The sequence below is a fragment of the Lewinella sp. IMCC34183 genome (genome assembly GCF_003390915.1).
Taxonomy (GTDB): Bacteria; Bacteroidota; Bacteroidia; order Chitinophagales; family Saprospiraceae; genus Neolewinella.
On sequence record NZ_QMEM01000001.1, the window covers coordinates 556,865 to 580,213 of the forward strand.

The 23,349-nt window shown below is 59.5% G+C and carries 16 protein-coding genes; 11 read left to right on the plus strand and 5 right to left on the minus strand.

The features are described from left to right. The first annotated feature begins 243 nt into the window (after positions 1 to 243). From DQG19_RS02365 to DQG19_RS02385, 5 genes are all read left to right on the plus strand, one after another. Entirely contained in the window at positions 244 to 2,334 is a 2,091-nt protein-coding gene (locus tag DQG19_RS02365; protein ID WP_116124610.1) for a T9SS type A sorting domain-containing protein, read from the plus strand. A 339-nt stretch (positions 2,335 to 2,673) separates the two neighbouring features. Beyond that, positions 2,674 to 3,114: a DUF2382 domain-containing protein gene (locus DQG19_RS02370; protein WP_116124611.1), complete on the plus strand. Its 441-nt coding sequence runs from the start codon at positions 2,674 to 2,676 to the stop codon at positions 3,112 to 3,114. A 46-nt stretch (positions 3,115 to 3,160) separates the two neighbouring features. Next, positions 3,161 to 3,970: a YsnF/AvaK domain-containing protein gene (locus tag DQG19_RS02375; protein ID WP_116124612.1), complete on the plus strand. Its 810-nt coding sequence runs from the start codon at positions 3,161 to 3,163 to the stop codon at positions 3,968 to 3,970. Positions 3,971 to 4,176: 206 nt separating this feature from the next. Next, entirely contained in the window at positions 4,177 to 4,842 is a 666-nt protein-coding gene (locus DQG19_RS02380; protein ID WP_116124613.1) for a hypothetical protein, read from the plus strand. A 39-nt stretch (positions 4,843 to 4,881) separates the two neighbouring features. Next, on the plus strand, positions 4,882 to 5,466 hold the full coding sequence (locus DQG19_RS02385; protein WP_116124614.1) for a hypothetical protein: 585 nt from the start codon (positions 4,882 to 4,884) through the stop codon (positions 5,464 to 5,466). 54 nt (positions 5,467 to 5,520) lie between these two features. Here the strand turns inward: DQG19_RS02385 and DQG19_RS02390 are convergent, their stop codons facing one another. After that, positions 5,521 to 8,268, minus strand: coding sequence for a putative LPS assembly protein LptD (locus DQG19_RS02390; protein ID WP_116124615.1), 2,748 nt, complete (start codon positions 8,266 to 8,268; stop codon positions 5,521 to 5,523). Positions 8,269 to 8,454: 186 nt separating this feature from the next. Between DQG19_RS02390 and DQG19_RS02395 the strand changes: the two genes are divergently transcribed. Further along, positions 8,455 to 9,876: a HEPN domain-containing protein gene (locus DQG19_RS02395; RefSeq protein ID WP_116124616.1), complete on the plus strand. Its 1,422-nt coding sequence runs from the start codon at positions 8,455 to 8,457 to the stop codon at positions 9,874 to 9,876. Between the two features lie 83 nt (positions 9,877 to 9,959). Here DQG19_RS02395 and DQG19_RS02400 read toward each other — a convergent pair whose 3' ends face one another. Both DQG19_RS02400 and DQG19_RS02405 read right to left on the minus strand, forming a co-directional pair. Then, positions 9,960 to 11,942, minus strand: coding sequence for an OmpA family protein (locus DQG19_RS02400; protein ID WP_116124617.1), 1,983 nt, complete (start codon positions 11,940 to 11,942; stop codon positions 9,960 to 9,962). Between the two features lie 85 nt (positions 11,943 to 12,027). Further along, the gene (locus DQG19_RS02405) at positions 12,028 to 12,903 is read right to left on the minus strand and encodes a hypothetical protein (protein ID WP_116124618.1); all 876 of its coding nucleotides are present in this window, start codon (positions 12,901 to 12,903) and stop codon (positions 12,028 to 12,030) included. 170 nt (positions 12,904 to 13,073) lie between these two features. Between DQG19_RS02405 and miaB the strand changes: the two genes are divergently transcribed. The 4 genes from miaB to DQG19_RS02425 all read left to right on the plus strand — a co-directional run bounded on the left by miaB (position 13,074) and on the right by DQG19_RS02425 (position 18,560). After that, positions 13,074 to 14,516 (plus strand): tRNA (N6-isopentenyl adenosine(37)-C2)-methylthiotransferase MiaB, encoded by a 1,443-nt coding sequence (miaB, locus tag DQG19_RS02410; protein WP_116124619.1) that lies wholly within the window; start codon positions 13,074 to 13,076, stop codon positions 14,514 to 14,516. A 100-nt stretch (positions 14,517 to 14,616) separates the two neighbouring features. Beyond that, positions 14,617 to 15,891 (plus strand): sigma-54 interaction domain-containing protein, encoded by a 1,275-nt coding sequence (locus tag DQG19_RS02415; protein ID WP_116124620.1) that lies wholly within the window; start codon positions 14,617 to 14,619, stop codon positions 15,889 to 15,891. Positions 15,892 to 15,995: 104 nt separating this feature from the next. Continuing rightward, entirely contained in the window at positions 15,996 to 17,036 is a 1,041-nt protein-coding gene (locus DQG19_RS02420; protein WP_116124621.1) for an MlaD family protein, read from the plus strand. A 9-nt stretch (positions 17,037 to 17,045) separates the two neighbouring features. Continuing rightward, positions 17,046 to 18,560 carry an NAD(P)H-hydrate dehydratase gene (locus tag DQG19_RS02425; protein ID WP_116124622.1) on the plus strand — a complete coding sequence of 505 codons (1,515 nt, stop codon included), beginning with the start codon at positions 17,046 to 17,048 and terminating at the stop codon, positions 18,558 to 18,560. On the opposite strand, the gene DQG19_RS02430 is transcribed toward DQG19_RS02425, so the two are convergent. Further along, positions 18,554 to 19,324: an SDR family oxidoreductase gene (locus DQG19_RS02430; protein WP_116124623.1), complete on the minus strand. Its 771-nt coding sequence runs from the start codon at positions 19,322 to 19,324 to the stop codon at positions 18,554 to 18,556. The genes DQG19_RS02425 and DQG19_RS02430 overlap by 7 nt on opposite strands. A 76-nt stretch (positions 19,325 to 19,400) precedes the next feature. Here DQG19_RS02430 and lon point away from each other — a divergent pair, with 76 nt between their 5' ends. Continuing rightward, entirely contained in the window at positions 19,401 to 21,818 is a 2,418-nt protein-coding gene (gene lon, locus DQG19_RS02435; RefSeq protein ID WP_198661631.1) for an endopeptidase La, read from the plus strand. On the opposite strand, the gene DQG19_RS02440 is transcribed toward lon, so the two are convergent. Beyond that, positions 21,781 to 23,184 carry a hypothetical protein gene (locus DQG19_RS02440; RefSeq protein WP_116124624.1) on the minus strand — a complete coding sequence of 468 codons (1,404 nt, stop codon included), beginning with the start codon at positions 23,182 to 23,184 and terminating at the stop codon, positions 21,781 to 21,783. The genes lon and DQG19_RS02440 overlap by 38 nt on opposite strands. Positions 23,185 to 23,349: the final 165 nt, after the last annotated feature.

Genomic DNA, 23,349 nt, shown 5'->3' on the forward strand with positions numbered 1-23,349 from the left:
GCTGTGCATGCTATGGGCCGGCTTACTACCAAGCCAGCGCGGGCGGAAATATACCGCCCCGCCCGGAGCATGAACCCAACAAATAGATTCCGCATGTTCATCTTTTTGCAAATTTATATTTGCATACTAGGAGTGATATTTAACTAAAGTTTTCCAATTTGGATATATATCGGACGTAAGTTTGCTTATCGACTTTCGCTCCACTAACTACCTCGGGTAGATTATTCCCACAAATTTCTCTCCATGAACAAGAACTACCACCTTCTTGCCGCCACCCTCATGACGGTACTATTCATCAGTTGCATACTGAATCAATCCCTTTCCGCTCAGTCGAATCCGTACTGCCCACCCAAAACCACCCTGGGTAGCACGGTGAACATCTGGGACTGGCGGCAAATTCAATTCGATCTGTACCTGACCAGCGGGGGCTTCCGGAGGATACAGTCACCCTTCAGAATAGTCAATAACTCATTACCCGTAAATACCCAGTACATCGCCACCGCGCTGACAACCATTGATTACGAACCAACAAATGGATGGGAGCTTTTGTACAAAAACCTCGGTAAGGCAAGTTTACCGGTTGACAACGCTTCCTTTGCACTGTACAACAGATACACGGGAATAATTCGCGTGCTGTTTTACGTGCCTAATGCAAACTCCACGTTTAATGCTGCCTCCGTCGGAGCAAGGGTATACAAGGCAGGCGAAGTAGTAGAGGGTTCCCAGATTTTCAGTTACAGTTCCCTCCCGATCAGCCCCCTTGAAACCGCTCGGCCGTCCCAGGCTCGATCCTATCTTCAGCCGAACCACGTGTTCGAGTCCGGGGCCTGGATCATTTTGGATTTCCCCACGGCGTACGACCCGTGTGTATGCGACCACACTTCGGGTATTGAATTTGCGCCTACCCTACAGTCGATATCCGAAATTAGCCTGGTCCTCGAAGGCACGGGAAAATCCAAAGCTATTTACAGCAAGGCAACCGGATCATCCAACGATATCGACATAGCCGGCAGAATCAGCGACGGGTTTATCGGGGCCCTGAAAAGATATAAGGACTACAATGAGTTTACGAGCTACAGCTTTTCCTCCCCGAATAATCAATCTGAAGGCAAGCTGAAATTCTTATCGGATTTTGCCTTCCTGCCAGCCGTGGGAGGTGTATTACAACTCCTTGATTTCTTCATTACCGGAAAGAAGACTTCACCCATGCTGGTTGGGTACAACTCCAACTATAAGTTCAGCGGCGACGGAACCACTACGTTTAAAACTGGAGACAAATCCACCTCCATCCTCACTCCCGGTTCCAAACCGACTTCCAATCTTGCATCACTGATTCCGGTGTATAACAACCCGCTGGGAGTATTCAATCTCATGGTTCGTCCGAAGATCAAGCGCTACACCACGCAGTCCTCGTATTCCAGCGCTCCCTGCCAACCCGGTGTCAACACAAAGAAGGCCTATCAGCTTGACCTGCAAACTATCAAGTACGTGGTCAATGCGGCGGCAGGGATACAGGAGACACCCTTGAGCATTCAGGCAGCCCTCAGATTCAGAAGCTGCGAAAATTATGGCATACTGAGCCCCCAACTAACCTCCAATGCCACGAGTCCCGGCGTCTACTATTCTCCCCTCATAGATTTGGATTGCCTAGGGGACTATACGGTCATCCTCGATCAGTTCAAAGGGGAAGACTACAATGAGCAGTACGGTGAATGCTCACTTGAAACCAGTGGTTCCTTCTGCGGTACAGTGGACATTTTGCTCCTGGTAGCCCTGAAAAAGACAAACGGAACCGCGGGTCAGGAGATGGTGCTGTCACTCGTCTATGAAACCGACATTGTCGACACTTCAACTCCGGCCACCGGCTTTCCTGCCAACAAATACAAGGGCCAGACCGTGTCGCAGATAAACACCTCCTGCCCCCAGAGAACCATACTCCCCGTAGACCGTACCTATGTCGCCTATAATTGCCGGTACCGGTACTCGGCCAACTTCGTAGCAAAGGCCTCCGGCGGCAGCCCCGAGGTGGAGGACTTGGACAACTACGACCCCACCGTCCTTTTCGATGCCGACACCGAGCAGTTTGTAGCCCAGGAGTTGTACGCCCACCCCAACCCCGCTACGCAGTCTACGAGGATAACTTTGGGCACTAAACCCGTTGACGGAACGTGGACGATTACCGACTACCTGGGTAGAGTAGTTGAGTTCAGCAACTTTTCGAATCTGAATTTCCTGGATCTGGATGTGGCCAGATTACCGAGTGGCGTTTACACCGTTTCGGTTTACAACAGCCATTCCAATGCTACTGCGACTAGCAGGCTCATTAAGCAGTAATCGGCACGTCAGAGCGATTTATCTATACTGGTGTTTGGACCAGCGTAGCGTACGCCGACACTGACAGGGAGCCCCTCCAGCCACTTTACACCTTACCCGGAACCCTTGCGTTCTCCACCGAGCCCTTCCGCTACAGTCCTTCCGTACTGAGCAACGCGTGGCAGGTGCAGATCGCCATGAAATGCGGTTTCTGTCCCGGCTAAGCGCCAGGGTCGAACAAGAATCCCCCATCCGGACAGAGCCGGTTGGGGGATTCTTATTTTCTGAAATACTAGAATATAAGTAGCTCTTTTCCATTTTCTGCGAACTTATCATGCTCCCACCCACCTCTATAATCAGATGGAAGACAGCAAAGACGGACAAGCTAAGGAAACGGTAAAACCACATAAAATGGTGGAAACCGAAAAAATTCCGGTGATAAAGGAAAAGCTGTCCATTTCTTCCAGAGAAAATATTACTGGCGAAGTTGAAGTCCGCAAGGTCGTCAAGACCGAAGAGATTGATGTCCCACTGACCACGATCCGAACCCGCTACCGGGAAGAACGGGTACCCGTCAACCGCACTGTAGACACAGCGCCACAGGTACGCTACGAAGGGGAGAACCTCGTCATCCCCATAATCCGGGAAGAAGAAGTAGTCATCAAACGCCTGATTCTGGTCGAAGAAATACACCTCATCCGGGAACGAACCACCGAAGAACGTACCGAGCACATCCAGCTTCGCTCCGAAGAGGCTACGGTAACCCGCAAGCCTGCGGATCCGGACCAACCCAAAGAATAATCGGATGGCAACATCCACTTTTTTATCACCATAACCAGCATTAGTAATGAATAACCAGACAGTAATCGGTGTATTTGACACCATCAGCCAAGCCAACAGCGCCAAACGCGCACTCGAAAACCAGGGCTTCAAGTCCGACAGTGTGGACGTATCCAAGTACGGATCCCACGGTGAGCGGCACAACGACGACGACAACGCGATAGGACGTTTCTTCGAAAACATGTTCGGAAACGACGACAAGGACTACGAGCATCGCCGGAAAGTCGGAACGGAAGTAGCCAGCCGCGGTACGGTGGTCACCGTACACACCGACGGAATGGAGCAGGCCCGCCAGGCCGCCACGATCCTCGACAACTACGGTTCCATCGACATGAAAGACCGCTACGAGAAGTACCAGTCGGATTCTTTCGATGCCGACACCAACCGCACCCAGCTCAACGAACGCTTTGACGGCGACATAGACCAGGACGACACCCTGGAAGTCATCAAGGAGAACGTAGCCATCGGCAAGCGGGAAGTACAGACGGGTGGCATCACGGTACGCAGCCACATCATCGAGCGCCCCGTTGAAGAAACTCTCCGCCTGCGTACGGAACACGTCAGCGTAACCCGCAACCCGGTCGATCGCCCCGCCACCGGTGCCGATATGCGCGACCGGACGATCTCGGTAAAGGAAACGGCCGAAGAAGCCGTTGTCTCCAAAGAGGCCCGCGTAGTAGAGGAGATCAACGTGCGCAAGGACGTCGACTCGCGTCAGGAAACCGTGCGGGAAACCGCCCGGGAAACGGAAATCGACATTGAGAAAGGTACCGACCAACGGTCACGTACCAGCGGTGAACGCAACGACCGCAGGTAATCTGCACACCGTATCCCCAAAGGGATGGCTTAACCCCCCGGCCGCAGTTGTTGGCCGGGGGGTTTGTTTTACCACGCCCCCCAAACGCTTAAACGAACATGCCCACCCACCCCTCACGTTTAATAAATAGGCACGAGGCGATAGATACTGTGTTTATCCCCTCTTTCCAACATTTTATCCACTAACCTGACTTAATACAAAATATCATGGCACAAATTAGAATCGAAGAAAAACCAAAAGGCGGCGGATCAGTATGGCCGTGGATCATCGGACTTCTGGTCCTGGGACTCATCGTCTGGGGAGTAGCAGAAGCCTTTGACGAATCGTCCGAGACCTACACCGAGGAAGTTGTTGAAGACGATGACAGCGTAGCCGGAGTGGCCACGGGCATCGATGAGAACAATAACTACAACGACTACGACGAAGTCGGAGACGGAGAACTGGCGGCCGTTACCACCTACCTCAACACCACCCAGAATATGGAAGGTGAGATGGGCCTCGACCACGAATTTAGTCACCGCGCCCTGACCCAGCTCGCAGATGCCACCAAGGCCATCGCGGAGCAGAAGGGACTCATGTCCGAAGCCTCGGTAAAGGAAAAGTCCGATCGCGTAGACCGCTTAGCCAATGAGATCATGGAAGATCCCATGGCCGGCGACCACGCCGACAAGATCAAAATGGCTTCCCTGCTGATCGTCGAGATGCTGGGTGATATTGACAATCAGACCAACTCCGGCAACAGCGCCGCCGACATCGATGCCCTGCGCAACGACGCGCAGGCCATGTCAGCTGAAACGCTTACGCTTAACCAGAAGGAAAACGTTCGGAGTTTCTTCTCCCAGGCCCGCAAAGTGCTGCAGGATCTGAGCTGATCCCCACCCTACCGATTACTTTAAAAACAACCATATATCATGAGTACCATAGTAAACAACGACAACAGCGACCGCCGGAACGTGGACACCAATACCTCGCGGAACAGCCGGCTGAAATTCCTTGACGACCTGTCCGGTTACAAGGTGCACCACGACGACGTCGATCCCAGTGGCTATACCGTCAAACTCCAGTCCGGCGAAAGCATCGGCGAGGTTGAAGGCTTACTGGCCGATACGACCGCCAAGGTCGTACGGTACGTGGAGGTCGAACTGGACGAAGAAGTCATCGGGCGGCACGACCGCGGCCTGTACGAAGCGGACGAGCGTCACGCGCTCATCCCCGTAGGACTGATCCACATCGATCGTGAAAACCGGAACGTCATCCTTTCCGGCGTGGCCTACGATCACCTGGTCGACTACCCCCGCTTCCGCAAACAGCACGGCTATACTACCCGCTACGAGGTAGATACCAACGACTACCTGGCCGGCTTCCACGAGTACGGGAACACCTACAACCGCGACCGCTTCTCCACGGATACGCACCGCGAGGCGGATATGCTGGACGAAGAATTCTACACCAGCGACTTCTACACGACCCGGGCTACCCGCCCCACTTCGTTGTAGTAGCAACCGACCTTCGGTCGACTGCGCCCGTTCCGCCCCCGCGGAACGGGCGTTTTAGTTTCCGAACAGCTGCTGCCCGTCGTATCGGTTCTGGTTGATCGGCACCTCCAGGAAATCGAATGTGCCCGGCTTGACGGAGATGCTGAACTGGTAGGTGTTGCGCTGCGGCGCCCAGCTGAAGCGCATCTCCCAGCAGTGCAGGTCACGGGCGAAACTCAGGTAGGGATAAGTGATGCGTTTGCTCGTGAAGTCGTAGCCGATCTGGCCGATGTTAACGCTCCAGTTCTCGGTCAGCTGCAGGGCACCGCGCAGCTCCAGGCTATTGGCGGTGGTGTTGAAGCGCAGGGTATCCCGTGCTCCCGGAATGTCGGAAACCTCCCGGTCGAGGCTGTAATTGAGGGTATGGCGGATACTGAACTTTTCGAAGAGGCTCAGAATGTCCGTTTCCTCGAAGAGCGTATTCTCCTCTTCCCGCCGCTGGCGGCGCTCCTCGGCAATGTCGGTCACGAATTCCTCTTCCTCGCCCTGGAAGAGCTGACGAATCTTTGCCACCGTCACCTGGGTGGAAAGCGTTCCGTTGAAGCGGTTGAGCTGGAAGGGCGCCCCGCGCTCGCTCAGTACGGTGGTATTGATGCGGCGCACGCCGCCCGTCCGCTCGTCGAAGCGCGTGACGTAGGGGTCGAGCGTAGCCCGCAGGTTCACCTGGGTCAGGCCCTTGAATAGTCGGGTGCTCCCCCCGACGTTGATGGTACTCCAGTTGAGCGTGTCGGCACCCAGGTCGTAGCTGCCGTTAACGCTGATGTTCTGGAAGAGCTTGATGTTCTGGTCGGTGCTGTCCTTGCGGTTCCACACCTTTGCCTCGAAGAGGTTGGAGATATTATAGCTGGCGCGGAAACTTAGGTCGCCCTGGCTCGGTGCCGAGAATATCTGTCCGGCAAAGGGCGTGACGAAACGTTCCGGGTTTCCGCGCTCGGGGTCGATCATGTTCTCCCGGATGAAGTAGGGCAGCCCGCTGATGTAGTCGCGCGCGTTCTGATAATCAGGACTATAGGACACGGAAACCGAAGGTTTCATCACGTGCCGTAAGCCCTTCAGTCCGAAGATGCCCCGGCCCGGCAGCTGCACCTTACCGAACAGCTGGGTACTCACGCTGACGCCCGCACTGAAGGTCCGAAAACTGGCCAGACCGGGGTTCAGGCGGCTGGCGATCTGGGCAAAGGAGGTAGTATCGACGACCGTCTGCCCTTCCTCGTTCACCACGTCGACGGTGCGAATGGTGGTGGTATCCAGAAAGTACTCCAGCGTCTTGCCGTAGTACACCTCCGAGTAGGTGGCGTTGGGGCTCACGTTGAAGTAGCGCAGTACGTTCAGGCTCAGGGCGGTATTGGCCGTGTGCTGGAAGCCGTACCGGGCGTCGTCGTACGTCTGCTGGGTGAAGAAGGTGGTGTCCGTACCCGAGAATTCAGTTTTCAGTTGGCTGGTGTACCGTACGCTGAGCTTCTTGTACCAGGCATTGAGCCGGCCGGGCAGTTGCCGCAGAGGATAGAGCGTTTGCGTCTGAAAGCGGGCGTCGGGAAAGCTTACCGATATTTCCCGGGTCTGGTTGTTCTGACTGTGGTTGAGGCCGGCGGTCAGGGTGGAACGGAGATTCGGGAAGTTTTTGGTGATGTTCATCGACGAACGGATCACGTTCGTGCTGACGGATTCGTAGCTATTGAGGAAGCGCTGGTCGGCCAGGTTGGTCTGGAAGTTGATCGAGCCACCGAAGTTGAAGGTCGGGTGGGCACGCTGATCCTGCCGGTGACGCCACCCCAGGCTGATGCCCCGGTCGACGATGTCCTGGTAGCCCTGGGCAATCGAGGTTTTCTGGATCAGGTGGCGGTAGCTGAAGTCGAAATTGCCGCTGTACTTGTACCGGCGGCGGTAGCTCGTGGCGGTGTTGATCGTAAAGGTGCCGTTCAGGTAGATGTCGGCCGTGGCCTGCAAATTGACGTGCTCGCCGATCGGGAAGAACCAGCCCACCCCCTGGAAGCCGAAGCCCCACTGCTGACTGTACTGGTAATCGCTGGGGAAGAGCAGACCGGTGCTGCGGCCGCTCTTCAGCGGGAAGAAGCCGAAGGGAAGCCAGAAGGGCGTCGGCACGCCCATGATCTCCAGGTTCGAGGGGCCGATGATCGCCAGCTTGTTGGGCACCACCTTGGCCCGCTGCGTGCGGATCCCGAAATGGGGGTGGTCCAGGGAGCAGCTCGTGAAGATGGCCCCCTCGGTGTAGATCACGTCCGAGCGGGTGCTGTCGTTGGTCTGCACCGCCCCGCTCACGAACTTAGATTTTCCGCCGAGCACGTACACATCGTCCTGCGTTGTCTTGGTATCCGTGACGATGCCCTTCCTGGACTTAAAGTTATACTTTATCCCCTTGGCGGTAAACTCCTGACCCCCATCACTAAACTGTGGGTCACCCACCAACGTTCCAGAACTATCCGGCCAGGGTTCTGCCACCACCAGGTTAGTCCCGTAATCGAGTACGATGTGGTCGGCCTTCAGGCTGATGTCCAGGTAATCGACCTGGGCCTCCCCGTACAGGTGGATACGCTGACTGCCCACCTCCGCGATGATACTGTCGCGGCTCCGGTACTCCACCGGGGCGTCGAGGCTGTCCGCGCTCACCTGAAAATCGGCCGTAGAGCCGGAAAAGCCCACCGTTACGGCGCTACTGTCCACCTGCGCCCCCGCCCAGTGGGAGCAGAGGAGCAAGAGCAGTACGGCGGCGGCGGTGCGCAGGTGCAAGGAGGATTCGGTCAATCGGTGAAAGGTCGTGCCGGGGCAACGATGCCGGTGCGGGATTCGCGGTTGGTTACCTGGTGCTTTAACGCTTCGTTAAGTTACGGGCGGACAAAAGTACGACAGCCGGCCTTCACCCCTCCCGGGCGAATTGGCTATATTTCCGGGAATCCCAATTTTAGCAACTACTAGTCAATTATCTATGATATGCCTTCCAACTTCATATTCGAGCTTCTCTGCATCGACCCCGATGACATTAGTGATCAGCGCGGTTTCATTCACGCGATCAGTTATAGCAACGATGTATGGAACAGCCGTTCCCCCATTATTACCAAAGACAAGAATGGTAACGATTTCATTAAGGGCGAGAGCGGCCTCACCGTTTCCGTCATCAACGTCGACACCAGCAAGATCCTTACCGACCTGGTAGACGCCGCCTTCGTGCTGCGGGTCGAGAGCCCCATGTTCGAACCCCTTGAACCCTTCCGGCAGCGCCTCCTTCGCCACCTTTCCGAAAAGCTTCGCTTCGCCCACCTGCGGGTCCTGCAGGACGACATCAGCTCCGAGATCGCCAACCAGCTCTACCCGAAAATCAACGCCGTAGAGAACCTGCTGCGGCGGTACCTCATCAAGTTCTTTTTCCAGCGGGTGGGCATGTCGTGGTGGGACGTGACCGCCACGCCCAAGATGATCGAGAAGGTGAAGGCCCGCCAGCGCAACCGGTCCAACCAATTCAGCTACTTCATCAACAGCGACATCGAGTTTGCCGACTTCGACGACCTGGGCCTGCTCATCTACAAGCAGTCTACCGGCTTCAACGAGCCGGAGAAGGTCCTGGAACGGCTGACCAGCATCGAGACCCTGGAGGAACTGATGGAGCTCAAGGGCAACCTCGAGGGCAACTATACCAAGTACTTCAAGACCTTCTTCCGCGACAAGAACTTCGAGCGGCTCTGGAAGGAAATGTCCAAGATCCGCAACAAGGTCGCCCACCAGGCCACTTTCTTCCACAGCGAGTTGCGCAAGGGCATCGAACTCTCGGCCGAGCTGACCTCCATCATTAAGGAGGCGGAAAGCCACATCGACGAGATCGTACTCTCCCTCAAGGAGAAGCAGGCCATCCACCAGGCGGCCGCCGAGGTCGTCCGCGAAGAGCAGGTAGAGGCCGAAGCCGCCGTGCAACAGGCCCAGGAGATCACCACCAATCGCAACAGCGGAATGTCGGGCCAACAGCAGCAGGATGAACCCACCCCCGCCGGCGTCGCCAGCAACGGGGAGGGGGCTACCTCCGACCGCGGCGACCACCGCGTGAAGCTCACCGGCCCCAAGATCATCGGTAAGATCAAGCTCGAGCACAAGACGAATACCTACCGCGATACCGCCCCCCCGGGCTACCGGGTCATCACCGCCGAGGAGATCTTGGAAGAACTGCACGAGGCGCTGCACCTCAACTTTACCACCTACGTGGGGCTGAAGTGGTTCGTCACCCAGTACCTGGCCAATAAGGGCTACGCCATCGGCACCACCTACTCCCTCGTCAACATCCTCATCGAACAGACGCAGATCGAGCTGTACGACTACGAGAGCACGGAGGGGTATACGATCAAGGCCGTCCGCTTGCCCAAGTAGAAAGTACCGACAGCAATAATGAGGGACTGAATAAGTGAATAGGGCTCCTATTTACTCATTCGGTCCCTCATTCGTTTACTCCCCTACTCAAGGATCCGGAACGTAGTACGCCGGTTAAGCTGGTGCTGCGCTTCCGTGCACCGCTCGCAGATACACTCGGCGATGGGCTGGCTTTCGCCGTAGCCGCGGGCGGTCAGGCGGTCGGCACTGATGCCCTTGGCGATCAGGTAGTCCACCGCAGCCTGGGCGCGGGCCTGGCTCAGGGTCTCGTTGTAGGCATCGCGCCCCCGGCAGTCGGTGTGCGATCCGAGCTCGATGCGGATGCCGGGATTGCGCTCGAGCGTCTGGGTAAGCTCGTTCAGCGTGGGCTGGGCATCTTCCCGGATGAAGCTTTCGTCGTAGTCGTAGTAGATGTTTTCCAGCACGATCTCCTCGTTGCGGAAAATCTTTTCGATCTCCAGCTCCAGTTCGTAGCGCTGCTCCGGAGCTTCGGGATCGCGGGGCAGGTTGCGGCTGCTGAAGCGGCCCTCGTCGGAAAGGTAGTCCGGGCGCTCGGCGCGGAAATTATAGGCCTGGTTGTCGGTCAGTACCAGGCTGAGCTGGCCTTCCTCATTCGTAGTCACCGTACGGCTCTGGTCGCCGATACTCGCGATCACCGTAGCGTTGGGTACGGGCCGCAGGCCGAGCACGCGGCTGCGGGGATTACCGGGGTCTTCGAAGATCTTTTCTACTACCGTCACGTCGAGGACGTTACGGAAGACCACCGGGTCCGGACTGGGCGGCGGCGGGGGCAGCACAGTCTTGGTGTAGGCGTAGATGTCGTCGCTACCCGCCCCGCCGGGACGTGAGCTACTGAAGAAGCCGGTGGTCGTGGATCCCACGCCCGTGCCGTTGCGCCGCACGATGGTGTAGGCAAAATCGTCCGCGCCGCTGTTGACCGGTACTTTCAGGTTGCGCGGGGCGACCCAGCGGCCGTCTTCCAGGGGCCAGGTGCGGAAAATGTCCAGCCCGCCGAGTCCCTCCAGCCCGTCGCTGGAGAAGTAGAGCGTGTCGCCGTCGAGGGTGGGAAACTGCTCGTTGCTTTCCGTATTGATCGCGCGGTTCATCAGGTCGGGGGCGCTCCAGTTGCCGTCGGGCTGCCGGGTCACCTCATAGAGGTCGTAGCCCCCCCACCCTTCGTTAAGGTTGGCGGAGAAGATCAGACGCTCGCCGTCGGCGCTGACCGCTGGATGCATGTAGTTGGCTTCCGGGGTAACGAAGGAGAGCTTCTCGGCCGGGCCCCAGCCGTCCCCTACCCGCTCGCTGCGGTAGATGCCGCAGTAGGCGTCGGACCGCTTGGCGGGTGGCGCGCAGCGGGTAAAGTACATGGTCCCGCCGTCGGGGCTGAAGGCGGGGGTGCCTTCGTTGTATTCGGAATTGGTGCCCGGATGGAAGGGCGTCGCGGCCGCGGCGGAGGCATCACTCGCCTCGAAGAGGTCGCTGAAGCTGCGGCCCGTCCAGTTGTAGGTGTCGTCGCCCGTAGCGGAAGACCGGTCGCTGGTAAATACCAGGCGGTCGTCCAGGGACACGGCCGCGTAGTCGGCCGCCGGGCTGTTGAAGGCCACGGGGTTCACCTCGTATTCGGGGGTTTCCTGCGCCTCCCGCTCGGCCTTGAGGCGAATGGCCAGCTCGGCCCCGGCGATGTCCTTGCGGAACTCGTAGCGCGACCCGATCTCGAAGCCGAGGTCGGTGTAGGTCTGGATGGCATCTTCGTAGCGTTCCAGGCGCTTGAGGGCGGCGGCGCGCTCGCGCAGGGCGTCCGGGCCGATGCCATTGTCGTAGGCGGTCTGAAACCATTCGGCGGCCTCCTCGTCGTGGCCCGTTTCGCGGTAGCTCACGGCGAGGTTCATGGCGATGCGCCCCTGTTCACCCCGGGATTTTGCGCGCTTGAATTCCCGCTGCAGCATCGGTACGGCGACGTCGTATTGCTTGCGATCCACGGCGGTGGCGCCGTCCGTGATCTTGGCGGTGTAGGTACAGCCGGCGGCTACGAACAGGGCAACGAGGATCAGCAGGTAGCGGTACATTTCAGTGGGCTTTGCTCGGAAACGGCTGTGGGGGACCAAAGTTGCCGCGGGGCGGGGCCGCGGGTGCCGTGCGAGTGACTAACCCCTACCAAATCCGTAACCGCCGGTACCGTTCCTCTCCCGTGCCCAGGTCGGACAGGACCAGGGTAACTTCGCCCACCGGCCAGTCCGCGGTGAGGAGCGTCTGCAGTTCCTGGTTGACCGGTACGACGCGGTCCTCGCTGCCGTCCTTGCGGATGGTCAGTAGTTTTTGGTTACCGGGGGCGCGCAGGACCAGTTCCCGACCGGCCTGCCAGTCGAGGGGTGGGACCCCGTCCGCTACCGCACCGAAATCGTCGGAGCGCAGGTGGTAGCCCCAGACGGAAACCGGGGTTTCCAGCGGCTCGTCCGCCTCGTTGCTGGAGAGCAAGAGTACGCCCTTCCGCACCCCGGCGCGCGGTACCACGATGAGCGGGAGTGCCGCGCTACGCTTGGTGAAGGAGAGGCTGTCGAGCGTGGGCAACAGGGGTCCGCGGGTAGATACGCTGACCTGACGCACGCCTTCTCCATAGTAGTATACCCGCAGCGAATCGGTGAGCACCTCCCCTACCCGCCCGATCAGCCGGGTGTCCAGCCCGACCACCTGCAGGGAATGCACGCCCGGCCTGATCGATTCCCGCCGCATCCGCTCGCGCCGCGCGAATATTTCCTGCCGCGCAGCTTCCATACGGGGTATCGTTTCCGCTCGCCGGCCGTTGAGGTCAAAGAGGTGCATGCTATCGATCATGACCACACTGTCCGGACCCTTCCCGTCGGTCAGTCCCCGCATGAATCGTTCCGACCGGCTGAGCGAGTCCACCGGCACCGTCCGGTACCAGCTCACCGTCTCGATGCCGCCGGTCGCGTAGCGCGTGGTGTCGATGCCCCGCTGGGCGGCGGCGGAGAGGGAGGCCAGGAGGGCGAACGGGAGAAGGAAGCGCATACGACCGGATTTGGAGGCAAGATGCCCCTTAAGGTACCGCCTGGCGGGTGGCCGGCCAAGTGTGCGTCACCTTCCCCCGAAACGCCGCACCCGCGCCCCGCCGAAAAGAAGGGTACACTGTCAATCTGTCAGCTTATCTTCCTACCTTTGCGCGCCCAACCGGACCAACCATGTACAACGACAACCCGACCCTCAAGGACCTGAACGCCCGGACCATCGACGAGACCGCCCAGGGGCAGGTCTACAGTGAGGCAGTATCCGCCCTGGCCCCGGAGCCGACCGGCAAGCAGTTCTACATCGAGAGCTACGGGTGCCAGATGAACTTCAGCGATTCGGAAATCGTGGCCAGCATCCTCGGTGAAGCCGGCTACGCGCCCACCCGCGACCTGGAGGGGGCCGACCTTATTCTGATCAACACCTGCTCGATCCGGGAAAAGGCCGAGGATACCGTGCGCAAGCGACTGCGCGTCTTCGACAAGGTAAAACGTCGCCGGCCGGGTACCATGGTCGGCGTGCTGGGCTGCATGGCCGAGCGCCTGAAGGCCAAGTTCCTGGAGGAGGAAAAACTGGTCGACCTCGTAGTGGGGCCCGACGCTTACCGCGACCTGCCGGGCCTGGTGGCGGGCGCCGAGGAGGGGGAAAAGGGAGTGAACGTCTTTCTGAGCCGGGAAGAAACCTACGCCGACATCAATCCCCTGCGCCTGCAGAGCAACGGCGTCACCGCCTTCATCTCCATCATGCGCGGGTGCGACAACATGTGTTCCTTCTGCGTGGTGCCTTACACCCGCGGCCGGGAACGTAGCCGCAACGCCTACAGCATCGTGGCCGAGGCCACCGACCTCTTCCAGCGGGGTTTCCGGGAGGTGACGCTGCTCGGGCAGAACGTCGACAGCTACAAGTGGACCCACCCCGAAACGGGCGAGCGGGTGACCTTTGCCGCCCTGCTGGAGATGGTTGCGCAGGTAGACCCCAAGCTGCGTATCCGCTTCAGTACCAGCCATCCGAAGGATATCACCGACGAGGTGCTCTACACCATGCGGGACCACGAAAATATCTGCAAGTACATCCACCTGCCGGTGCAGTCGGGCAACAGCCGCATCCTCGACCTGATGAACCGCACCTACGACCGGGAGTGGTACCGCAAGAAGGTGGACCGGATCTACGAGATCATGCCCGACTGCGCCATTAGCTCCGACATCATCACCGGTTTCTGCAGCGAGACGGAAGAGGAACACCGCGATACCCTGTCGATGGTGGACTACGCCCGCTATACGATGTCGTACATGTTCTTCTACTCTGAGCGACCGGGTACGCCGGCCGCCCGCAAGCTTACGGACGACGTGCCCCTGGAGGTGAAGAAGCGCCGGCTGCAAGAGATCATCGACCTGCAGACCACCATCAGCGACGAGCGGAACCGGGCCGACATCGGCACGACCTTTACGGTGCTCATCGAGGGGGAGAGCAAGCGGTCAGACGCCGACTGGAAGGGGCGCAATACGCAAAACAAGATGGTGATCTTCCCCCGGCTTGCCGGGACGGCGCCCGGTGACTATGTATCCGTTACGATAACCGACGCGACCAGCGCCACGCTGCTGGGAAATCAGGTTTCCTGACGAACCCGCACCGCCACCGCCCGCTTATTCAACCAACGACCGCCCCGGCACCTTTTGCCCCTGCGCCGACCGGTCGCCCTAACCATCGCTTCAGCCCGTCGTGAATCAGACCAAGCCCAACCTAACGAGCATCAAGCGCCGCTACGGCATCGTGGGGCGCTCTCCCGTGCTGGAGAATGCCCTAAACACCGCCGTGCGGGTCGCCCCCACCGACCTGTCCATCCTGATCACGGGCGAGTCCGGCGTGGGTAAGGAGGTGTTCAGTCGCATCATCCACGACAACAGCCCCCGCAAGCACGAGAAATTCATCGCCATCAACTGCGGGGCCATTCCAGAGGGTACCATCAACAGTGAGCTCTTTGGCCACGTCAAGGGGGCCTTTACGAACGCGACGGGTGACCGCAAGGGGTACTTCGAAACCTACGACGGGGGGACCATCTTTCTGGATGAAATCGGTGAGATGCCCCTGGACACCCAGACGTACCTGCTCCGCGTGCTGGAGAGTGGGGAGTTCATCCGGGTGGGTTCCAGCAGCGTGCAGCGAACCGACGTGCGTATCGTGGCCGCCACTAACCGTAAGCTGAGCGAGCGCATCCGGGACGGCAAGTTTCGGGAAGACCTCTATTACCGCCTCGCTACGGTCAATATTGAGCTACCGAGCCTGCGCGACCGGCCGGAGGACATCTACCTGTTATTCCGCTACTTCGCCAATAATTTCGCCGAGCAGCAGGGGTTCGACCCGATCCAGATCGACGATGAGGCCCGTTGGCTCCTCGATCACTACAGCTGGCCGGGCAACATCCGCGAGCTGAAGAACGTGGCCGAGCAGCTCAGTATCCTGGCGGAGAAGCGGGAGCTTACGGCGGTCGACCTGGTAACGATGATGCCGAAGTTACGCGAGCGCAACCTGCCGGCCATCACGCGCAACGGGGCCGCCGATGGCATGCAGGAACGGGAGATCCTGTACAAGGTGCTCTTCGACATGAAATCCGACCTGAACGACCTGAAAGGGCTCATCTTCGAACTGATCCGCAACAACGACCTCCGGGTGCCCGACATGGGCAAGATCCGGTCGCTGCAACTGCCGGGTGCCTACCCCGACGCGGCCGACGAGATCGACCGGCGGGCCGGGGTGGACGTGGATGAGTTCCGCCGCCCCTCCGAAGACCCGATTATCGTAGACACGAGCATGCAGCAAGCCTACGACCGCAGCGAGATCGTAGAGGAAGACCTGAGTCTTGCCAACGCCGAGCGCGACCTGATCGCCAAGGCCCTGAAAAAGCACAATGGCCGGCGTAAAGAGGCCAGTGCGGAACTCGGTATCAGCGAACGTACGCTGTACCGGAAAATTAAAGAATACGAGATCCTGGAATGACCCCGCCCCGGCGCCGGCGATGCAAACCTAACTTGCAGGCGCAACGTTACAGTCCCGTGTTTCACCCGGCCGCGTGATGCGACCTTCATATCTGACCCCACCCTATGCGTTACGAAGTCAAAATTGGAATCCTGGCCGTGGTGGCTATTTTATTAGCCTTCTGGGGATTCAAATTTATTCAGGGGAGCAACCTCTTTTCTTCGTCCCAGGTCTATTACGTAGCCTACAACGACGTGGCCGGATTGACGGTGGGTACCCCCATTCAGATCAGCGGCGTATCGGTCGGGTCGGTGAAGTCCATTAAGCTCGACCAGCAAAAGAAGGAAGTAGTAGTCACGCTGGAGATCCGTAAGAACGTCAACATCCCCGAAAGTACCCGCGCCTACATCACTACGGTGAGCCTGCTGGGCGAGAAGGCCGTGGTCCTGGAATACGACCGTCCCTGTTTCGGGGAAGATGACTGCGCGGAAAGTGGCACCTACCTGACCGGATCATCGAAGGGCATTCTGGCCTCCTTCCTCGGCACCGACCCCGATGCCGACCCCACTGAGGGGCTTAAGGCCCAGGTAAGTGAGGCCGTCGACAGCCTACAGTGGACCCTGTTCAACGAAAACAGCGATAACCCCATCGCCCGCGCCTCCCGCGATCTGGCGGTGACCATGGAGAACCTCCGCGCCTCCACCGCCCAGCTGCAGCAGCTCATGAACGCCAACTCGCGGCAGATCAACGCTACCCTATCTAACCTGGAAAGCCTGACCGGTACCCTCAACGAGAACGAACAGGGTATTGCCAACATCATCCAGAACGCCGACACGCTTACCAATAACCTGAGTGGGCTGGAGCTGGAAGAAACGGTGAGCGAGGTGAATGCCAGCATCGTCCGGCTGCGGGGTACCCTCGACGAGGCCGACCGGGCTCTGGGTGGCGTGACTTCCGTCATGCAGGACGTGCAGAACGGTCGCGGTACGCTCGGTAAGCTCATCACCGACGACGAGATCTACAACCGCCTGAACCGGGCCAGTCTGGCAGCCGATACGCTCCTGAGCGACTTTCAGGACCGGCCCTACCGCTACGTGCCCTTCAAGAGCCGCCGCCGCGTGCTGAAGTTCGACCGGCAGGACGAGGCGATGGACGAAACAAACTAACCCACCCAGATGCGCATCCTCACGGCGGAGCAGCACCGCGCCCTGGACCAGGCTACGCTTGAGCAGGACGGAATTACGAGCCTGCAACTCATGGAGCGTGCCGCTACCGCCTGGGCCAGGCGGTTTCAGGTGCTCTACCCCGACAAGGAACGGCCCGTGACCGTACTCTGCGGTCCCGGCAACAACGGTGGCGACGGACTCGTCATCGCCCGTCTGCTGCGGCTGGAAGCCTATACCGTCAGCGCGATTTGCGCCAACCTCGCACCTGCGTCCGCGGACAACAAATCCAACCGCCGCCGGGCGAAGGACGTCGGTGTGCGCATGCGGGAGCTCGAGGAGGGTGATCCGCTGCCCACGCCTCCGGCCGGCGGCCTGCTGATCGATGCCCTGTTTGGCACCGGGCTCAGCCGACCCATTACCGGTTACTGGGCGAAGTTGGTCGACCACCTGAACGAGCAGTCCGTAACCCGGGTAGCAGTGGACCTGCCGAGCGGTTTGCGAACCGATAGTCCCTCCGAAGGGGCAATCGTGCGCGCCGAGCGTACACTTAGCCTCGGCTACCCGAAGCTGGCACTTTACGCTCCCTCGAATACCGCTTACCTCGGAGAGTGGGAACTGGTAGCTTTTCCCCTGGCAACGCCGCCGGAGAATGCGGATGACCCCACGAAACAACTGGACCTAACGGGGGTAGCGCGGCTACTCCGGCCGCGCCATGCCAACGATCATAAGGGAACTTTCGGCCACGCGCTGCTGGTCGCAGGAGCCTTCGGGAAAATGGGTGCCGCGGTGATCAGCGCCCGCGCCATACTGCGGGCCGGTGCCGGACTGGTGACGGTCCATATACCACGCGTAGGCTACGAGATCATGCAGATCAGCCTGCCGGAAGCGATGTGCCGCGTCGACCAGCACCGCTACCACCTCACCGGGGTAGCCCACCCCGAGCGCTATGACGCGGTGGGCATCGGCCCGGGCATCGGCACCCAGGATCCAACGCCGGAAGCGGTATTCGACCTGCTGCGGGCGACAAGCCGCCCCCTGGTGGCGGACGCTGATGCGCTCAATATCCTGTCCGCCCATCCGGAGCACTTAGCCGATCTCCCCCCCAATTCCATCCTGACGCCCCACCCCAAGGAGTTCGAGCGGCTATTCGGGAAAACCGATGACGACTTTGCCCGCTGGCGGTTGCAGCGCGCAAAGGCCAGAGAGCTCAACTGCGTCGTCTTGCTAAAAACGGGTTATACGTCCATCGCCACTCCGGACGGACGCATGTACTTCAACACGACCGGGAACCCCGGCATGGGTACCGGCGGTACCGGGGACGCCCTCACCGGCGTAGTGACGGGCCTCCTGGTCCAGGGCTATGCGCCCGACGTGGCCGCCCGGCTCGGAGTCTACCTGCACGGCCTCGCCGGGGACCTCGCCGCTGACGCGCTCGGACAAGAAAGCCTGCTGGCCGAGGACCTGGTTGGTCACTTGGGAGATGCCTTCCGGCAACTCCACCAGGCACGGAAATCGGATCAGTAGCCGATCACCCGCTTCAGCAGAAACCTGCGCAGGCGAAACGGCAAAACGCCCCCCACGAGGGAAAAAAGCTTGGTATCGGCGCCTACGTAATGGTGCACGCGGTTGCTGTCGAGGCTGGTCACGATGGCATCGGCGACGTCATCGGCCGTGAGGCGGATACCGGAATCGGGCAGCTTACGCAGCAGGTGCTGGTTGTCCTTGATGAGTGGTGTACGGGCATACATGGGGTTGATATCGCAGACCCGGATGCCGTCACCTTCCCAGGCAATGTCGAGGCTTTCCGTAAAACTGTTCACGGCCCGCTTGGTCAGGCTGTAGGCTACGAGTTCGGGATTCCCGTGCAGTGCCGAGGCACTACCCAGATTGATCAGGCGAGCCCCCGGGGTTGCTTTAAGGAGGGGGTAGGCATGGTAGGCCATATTCATGACACCCTTAAGGTTAACGTCCACGACCCGGAGTTCAGACTCCAGCGTGAGGTCGGCAAATTCGCCCACGTTTATGATTCCCGCGTTGTTGAGCAGAATGCCAAGTTTGCCGTCCGTGCGTTCCCCGAACCGGGCGATCGCCGTGCGGCAGGCTTCCGGATCGGTCACGTCAAGGGTGGCGGCGTAGCAGCGTTCTTCGCCGTAGCTGCGGCCGAGCTCGGCGACGCCGGCGGGGTCGAGATCGAACAGGCCGAGGTAGTATCCGGCGGCCGCGAAGCGGACGGCGCAGGCGCGGCCGAAGCCCCCGGCGGCACCGGTAATGATAATGGTCTTGGACATGGCCCCAAGGTAACGGCCACCCTGAACAAATAGCGAGGGTGGTCAGTATTGTACCGAACCCCAAACCAGCCTAACCTTGCCAGATACCACCCTACCGAACGATATCGAAGAACTGATGGCGGAGGGAGCCATGCAACTTGTCGATCCTACCCTACCCCAGTTACTCACCATCCTCCCGCTGTCTCAACGCCCCGTATTTCCCGGGACCGCCCTGCCCATGACCTTCAGCGGGACGGTCAAACTTACCGCGCTGAAAATAGCCGTGGAACAGCACGACGGCTTCATCGGCGCCGTGCTCGAGCGGGAAGCTAACGAGGACGATTACCGCGAGTCGGACTACTACGAGGTCGGTACGGTCTACCAGATCATCAAAGCCATGCCGATGGGTACCAACGGGGTACAGGTACTGGGGCGAACGGTCAAGCGGTTTCGGCGGCAACGCGTGGTACAGACCGAGCCAAGCCTGCGGTGGCGCGTAGAGTATGACAATCAGCCCGCGGTCAAGCCTGACCCCGAACTGAAGGCGTACATGCTGGCCATCAGTAGCGACATCAAAAGCCTGCTGGCGCTAAATCCGCTCTTCCAGGAGCAGGTCAATATGGTCGTCACCCAGTTGAACTACGAAAAGCCGGGGCAGACCATCGACGTGATCTCCAACCTCGTCAGTTCCGAAAAAGCCAAGCTCCAGGAACTGCTGGAAACCTGGAACATCACCGAGCGGGCCAAGCTCCTGCTCGGCATCATCAAAGACGAGTTGCAGGTTGCCAAGATCCAATCGCGGATCAATAAGCAAATCGAGGAGGGCGTCAACGCCAAGCAGAAGGAGTACTTCCTGCGTGAACAGTTGTCCGCGATCCGCCGGGAGCTCGGCGAGGAGCAGGGCGACGGCGAGTCGATCCGCGAACGCATCCTCGCCATGCTCGAGGGGAAAAAGATGCCCGAGAACGTCCGGGAGGTATTCGACCGGGAACTCAACAAGCTTGCCACGCTGAATACCCAAAGTCCGGAGTTCAACGTCACGCGTACCTACCTTGAAACCCTCGCGAGCCTGCCCTGGGGAATTTTCAGCCCGGATACCCACGACATCGCCGAGGCCCGCCGAATCCTTGACGCCGATCACTACGGACTGACGGACGTTAAGGACAATATCCTGGAGTTCTTGGCCACCATCATCAAGCGCAGCTCGGTAGCCGGCAGCATCATCTGTCTGGTGGGCCCTCCCGGCGTGGGTAAGACAAGCATCGGTCAGAGCATTGCCAAATCGCTGGGCCGGGAATTTTACCGCTTCAGCGTCGGTGGCATGCGCGACGAGGCGGAGATCAAGGGGCACCGGCGCACCTACATCGGTGCCATGCCCGGCAAACTGATCCAGGCCATCGACCGCGCGAAAAGCAGCAACCCCGTGATCCTGATCGACGAGATCGACAAGCTCGGGAGCGGGCAGGGAGATCCTGCCTCGGCCCTACTGGAGGTGCTCGACCCCGAGCAGAACGACTCCTTCGTGGACCACTACCTCGACGTACCCTACGACCTGTCGAACGTGCTGTTCCTGACTACCGCTAACCAACTGGATTCGATCCCCGGGCCGTTGCTCGACCGGATGGAAGTCATTCGCCTGAGCGGGTACATCAAAGAGGAGAAGGTCAAAATCGCACAACAGTACCTGATCCCGCGGCAGCTGAAGGACCACGGCTTCGCTTCCGACGAGGTGACCTTTACCGATGAGGCACTGGACTTTCTCGTGGACCGCTACGCCCGCGAGGCCGGCGTCCGCAACCTGGAAAAGCAGATTCGCAAAATCATCCGCAAGCTCGTGCTCAAACAGGCCGAGACCGACCAGCACACCTTTGAGGTGAGTAAATCGATGGTGGAGGAAATGCTCGGACGGCCTCGCTTCAACACCGAGAAGCTCTACGAACACCCGATCGCCGGGGTAGTCCTCGGACTTGCCTACACCTCCCTCGGCGGGGCCACGCTGTATATCGAAGCGACCGGCATCCCGGCCGAGAATCCCGGTTTCCGGCTCACGGGCCAGCTGGGCGACGTGATGAAGGAAAGCGCCCAGATTGCCCTCAGCTACGTGAAGGCGCTGCTGGCCGGAGCGGGAAATCACTACTACGACAAGCACCAGGTACACCTGCACGTGCCCGCCGGCGCGACCCCGAAGGACGGTCCGAGTGCCGGCATTACCATGGCCCTGGCCCTGTATACCCTGGCCACCGACACGGCACCCCTGGGCGGCCTGGCGATGACTGGGGAGCTGACGCTCACCGGTCGGGTCCTCCCGATCGGGGGCGTGAAGGAGAAGACCATCGGCGCCCGCCGCGTGGGCATCGACACTCTAATTTTCCCGTGGGAGAACCGCGAGGACTACGAGGAACTGGACGATTACCTCAAGGAGGGCCTTACCGCCCACTTCGCGAGAAACTTCAGCGACGTGCTCGCGATCGCGTTACCTACGCGTCAGCCTTCTTCCGCTTCCGCGGCGTCTTGAAGAATTCCTTGAGCTGCTTTTCGGTCATGAAGTTGTAGTCGGTCCAGGTGGAAACCGTCGTCTTCTTGATGTCGCGGTAATCCTTGCCCCGCTTGTTGGTATGCACCTTGATCAAGCGCTTGGTGTAGCGGATGGCTAGGCGGCGCAGCTCCTGGTTAAACTGCTCGTTGGAGAAGATTTTCATGTAGACGGGGAACTGCTTACCCGTCTCGCTGAACCACTCATTGTAGTCTTCGGTGCCGAGGCTCGCGGCCAGCAGGTCGAAGTAGACGAGGACACTCTTGCGGACGTTCTCGTTGAAGGTGCTCAGGCCGTCGTGCTTGAGCACTTCCTCCCGTACGGCTTCCTGCACGTCGGGCTCCTTGTATCCTTCGTTGTGAATCCGGTCAGTGAGGTTGAAGTAGGCGGTGAGGTCGTCTTCGATACTGCGGTCGATCACCTGCCCGAGGGCCAGTTCCTGTTCGGGGCCGAAATTGACGGAGGGATCGGTCTTGAGGCGGAGGACGAAATCCATGACCTGTTCCTGCACCCGTGCGGGGTCAGCGGTCCGCTCCCGGCTCAGGATGGAGGTGATGGTATCGCGCGTCTCGTCTTCGGGCGTCAGAAAGGCACCGTAAATCAGCACGGGGGCAATGAGCTCCCGGCGGCCGGCGAAGCTCTCCTCCGTAGCGAACTGGTAGAGCGGCGCGGGCAGGGCGTCGTTGTTGAGCTCGGTGGAAGATACCCGGTAAAGCAGGAAGTCAACCATGTGGTCCGTGTGGGAAATCAGCTCCGAGGCCTCCAGGGGGAAGGGAGCGTACTGATAGTTGCGGCTCATGAACTGCCGCTTGTACCGGTTAAATATCTGTTGCCGCCCGGCGGCGGTACGGGCGTCGTCGGCCTTCTGCTGTAGCAAAAATTGCCGGACGCGCTTGGTGGGGATCCCGTCGACCAGACCGGTGACGTAAATATCGCTGCTGAGGGAAAAGCCTACCTGCACGGCCTGTCCGATTCGGCTGCGGAGCTGGTCGAAGTTCATGTTGCCGGCGATGTAGTTGAGAATCTCACCGAAGTGGTCGTTCTGCCGGGTGTAGAAGAACTGAGGGTTGATCTGCGGCCGCAGCACGCTATAGCCCAGGATACGGGGGAGGAAAAGGCCCTCGAAGCGATCATCTAGCAAGTACCGCTCGAAGCTTTCGATCTCGAAGGGGGAGTAATGGTTGATTTGCTCGTGGGCGGCTTCGATCTGCGGCTCGAATTCGGCCTTGAGGGCCTCGTACTGGTCGTCCTCCTCGTCTTCGAGGTACTGGGCCAGGGCGGGGCTCGCCTGAATGGCATCGGCGATGGCGTCGAGGTGGGCTTTATAGGTATCGTTCAGTTCGTACATGACGTAGGGAAACTTTAGCGTAGTAAAAGAAAACCCGGTAGTGCCATTTAAGGCATTACCAGGGTCTTGCGGCTCCTGTGAGCTCACTTGTGGTGCGAAGATAGGGAATAGTTCGGTAGTGCTGTAGTCTTGTAGTTCGGTAGTCTTGTAGTTCTGTAGAGCTGT

Coding starts and splice junctions, on each gene's coding strand:
- DQG19_RS02365 (WP_116124610.1), top strand. CDS start 244: ATGAACAAGAACTACCACCTTCTTGCCGCCACCCTCATGACGGTACTA.
- DQG19_RS02370 (WP_116124611.1), top strand. CDS start 2,674: ATGGAAGACAGCAAAGACGGACAAGCTAAGGAAACGGTAAAACCACAT.
- DQG19_RS02375 (WP_116124612.1), top strand. CDS start 3,161: ATGAATAACCAGACAGTAATCGGTGTATTTGACACCATCAGCCAAGCC.
- DQG19_RS02380 (WP_116124613.1), top strand. CDS start 4,177: ATGGCACAAATTAGAATCGAAGAAAAACCAAAAGGCGGCGGATCAGTA.
- DQG19_RS02385 (WP_116124614.1), top strand. CDS start 4,882: ATGAGTACCATAGTAAACAACGACAACAGCGACCGCCGGAACGTGGAC.
- DQG19_RS02395 (WP_116124616.1), top strand. CDS start 8,455: ATGCCTTCCAACTTCATATTCGAGCTTCTCTGCATCGACCCCGATGAC.
- DQG19_RS02400 (WP_116124617.1), bottom strand. CDS start 11,942: ATGTACCGCTACCTGCTGATCCTCGTTGCCCTGTTCGTAGCCGCCGGC.
- DQG19_RS02405 (WP_116124618.1), bottom strand. CDS start 12,903: ATGCGCTTCCTTCTCCCGTTCGCCCTCCTGGCCTCCCTCTCCGCCGCC.
- miaB (WP_116124619.1), top strand. CDS start 13,074: ATGTACAACGACAACCCGACCCTCAAGGACCTGAACGCCCGGACCATC.
- DQG19_RS02420 (WP_116124621.1), top strand. CDS start 15,996: ATGCGTTACGAAGTCAAAATTGGAATCCTGGCCGTGGTGGCTATTTTA.
- DQG19_RS02425 (WP_116124622.1), top strand. CDS start 17,046: ATGCGCATCCTCACGGCGGAGCAGCACCGCGCCCTGGACCAGGCTACG.
- DQG19_RS02430 (WP_116124623.1), bottom strand. CDS start 19,324: ATGTCCAAGACCATTATCATTACCGGTGCCGCCGGGGGCTTCGGCCGC.
- DQG19_RS02440 (WP_116124624.1), bottom strand. CDS start 23,184: ATGTACGAACTGAACGATACCTATAAAGCCCACCTCGACGCCATCGCC.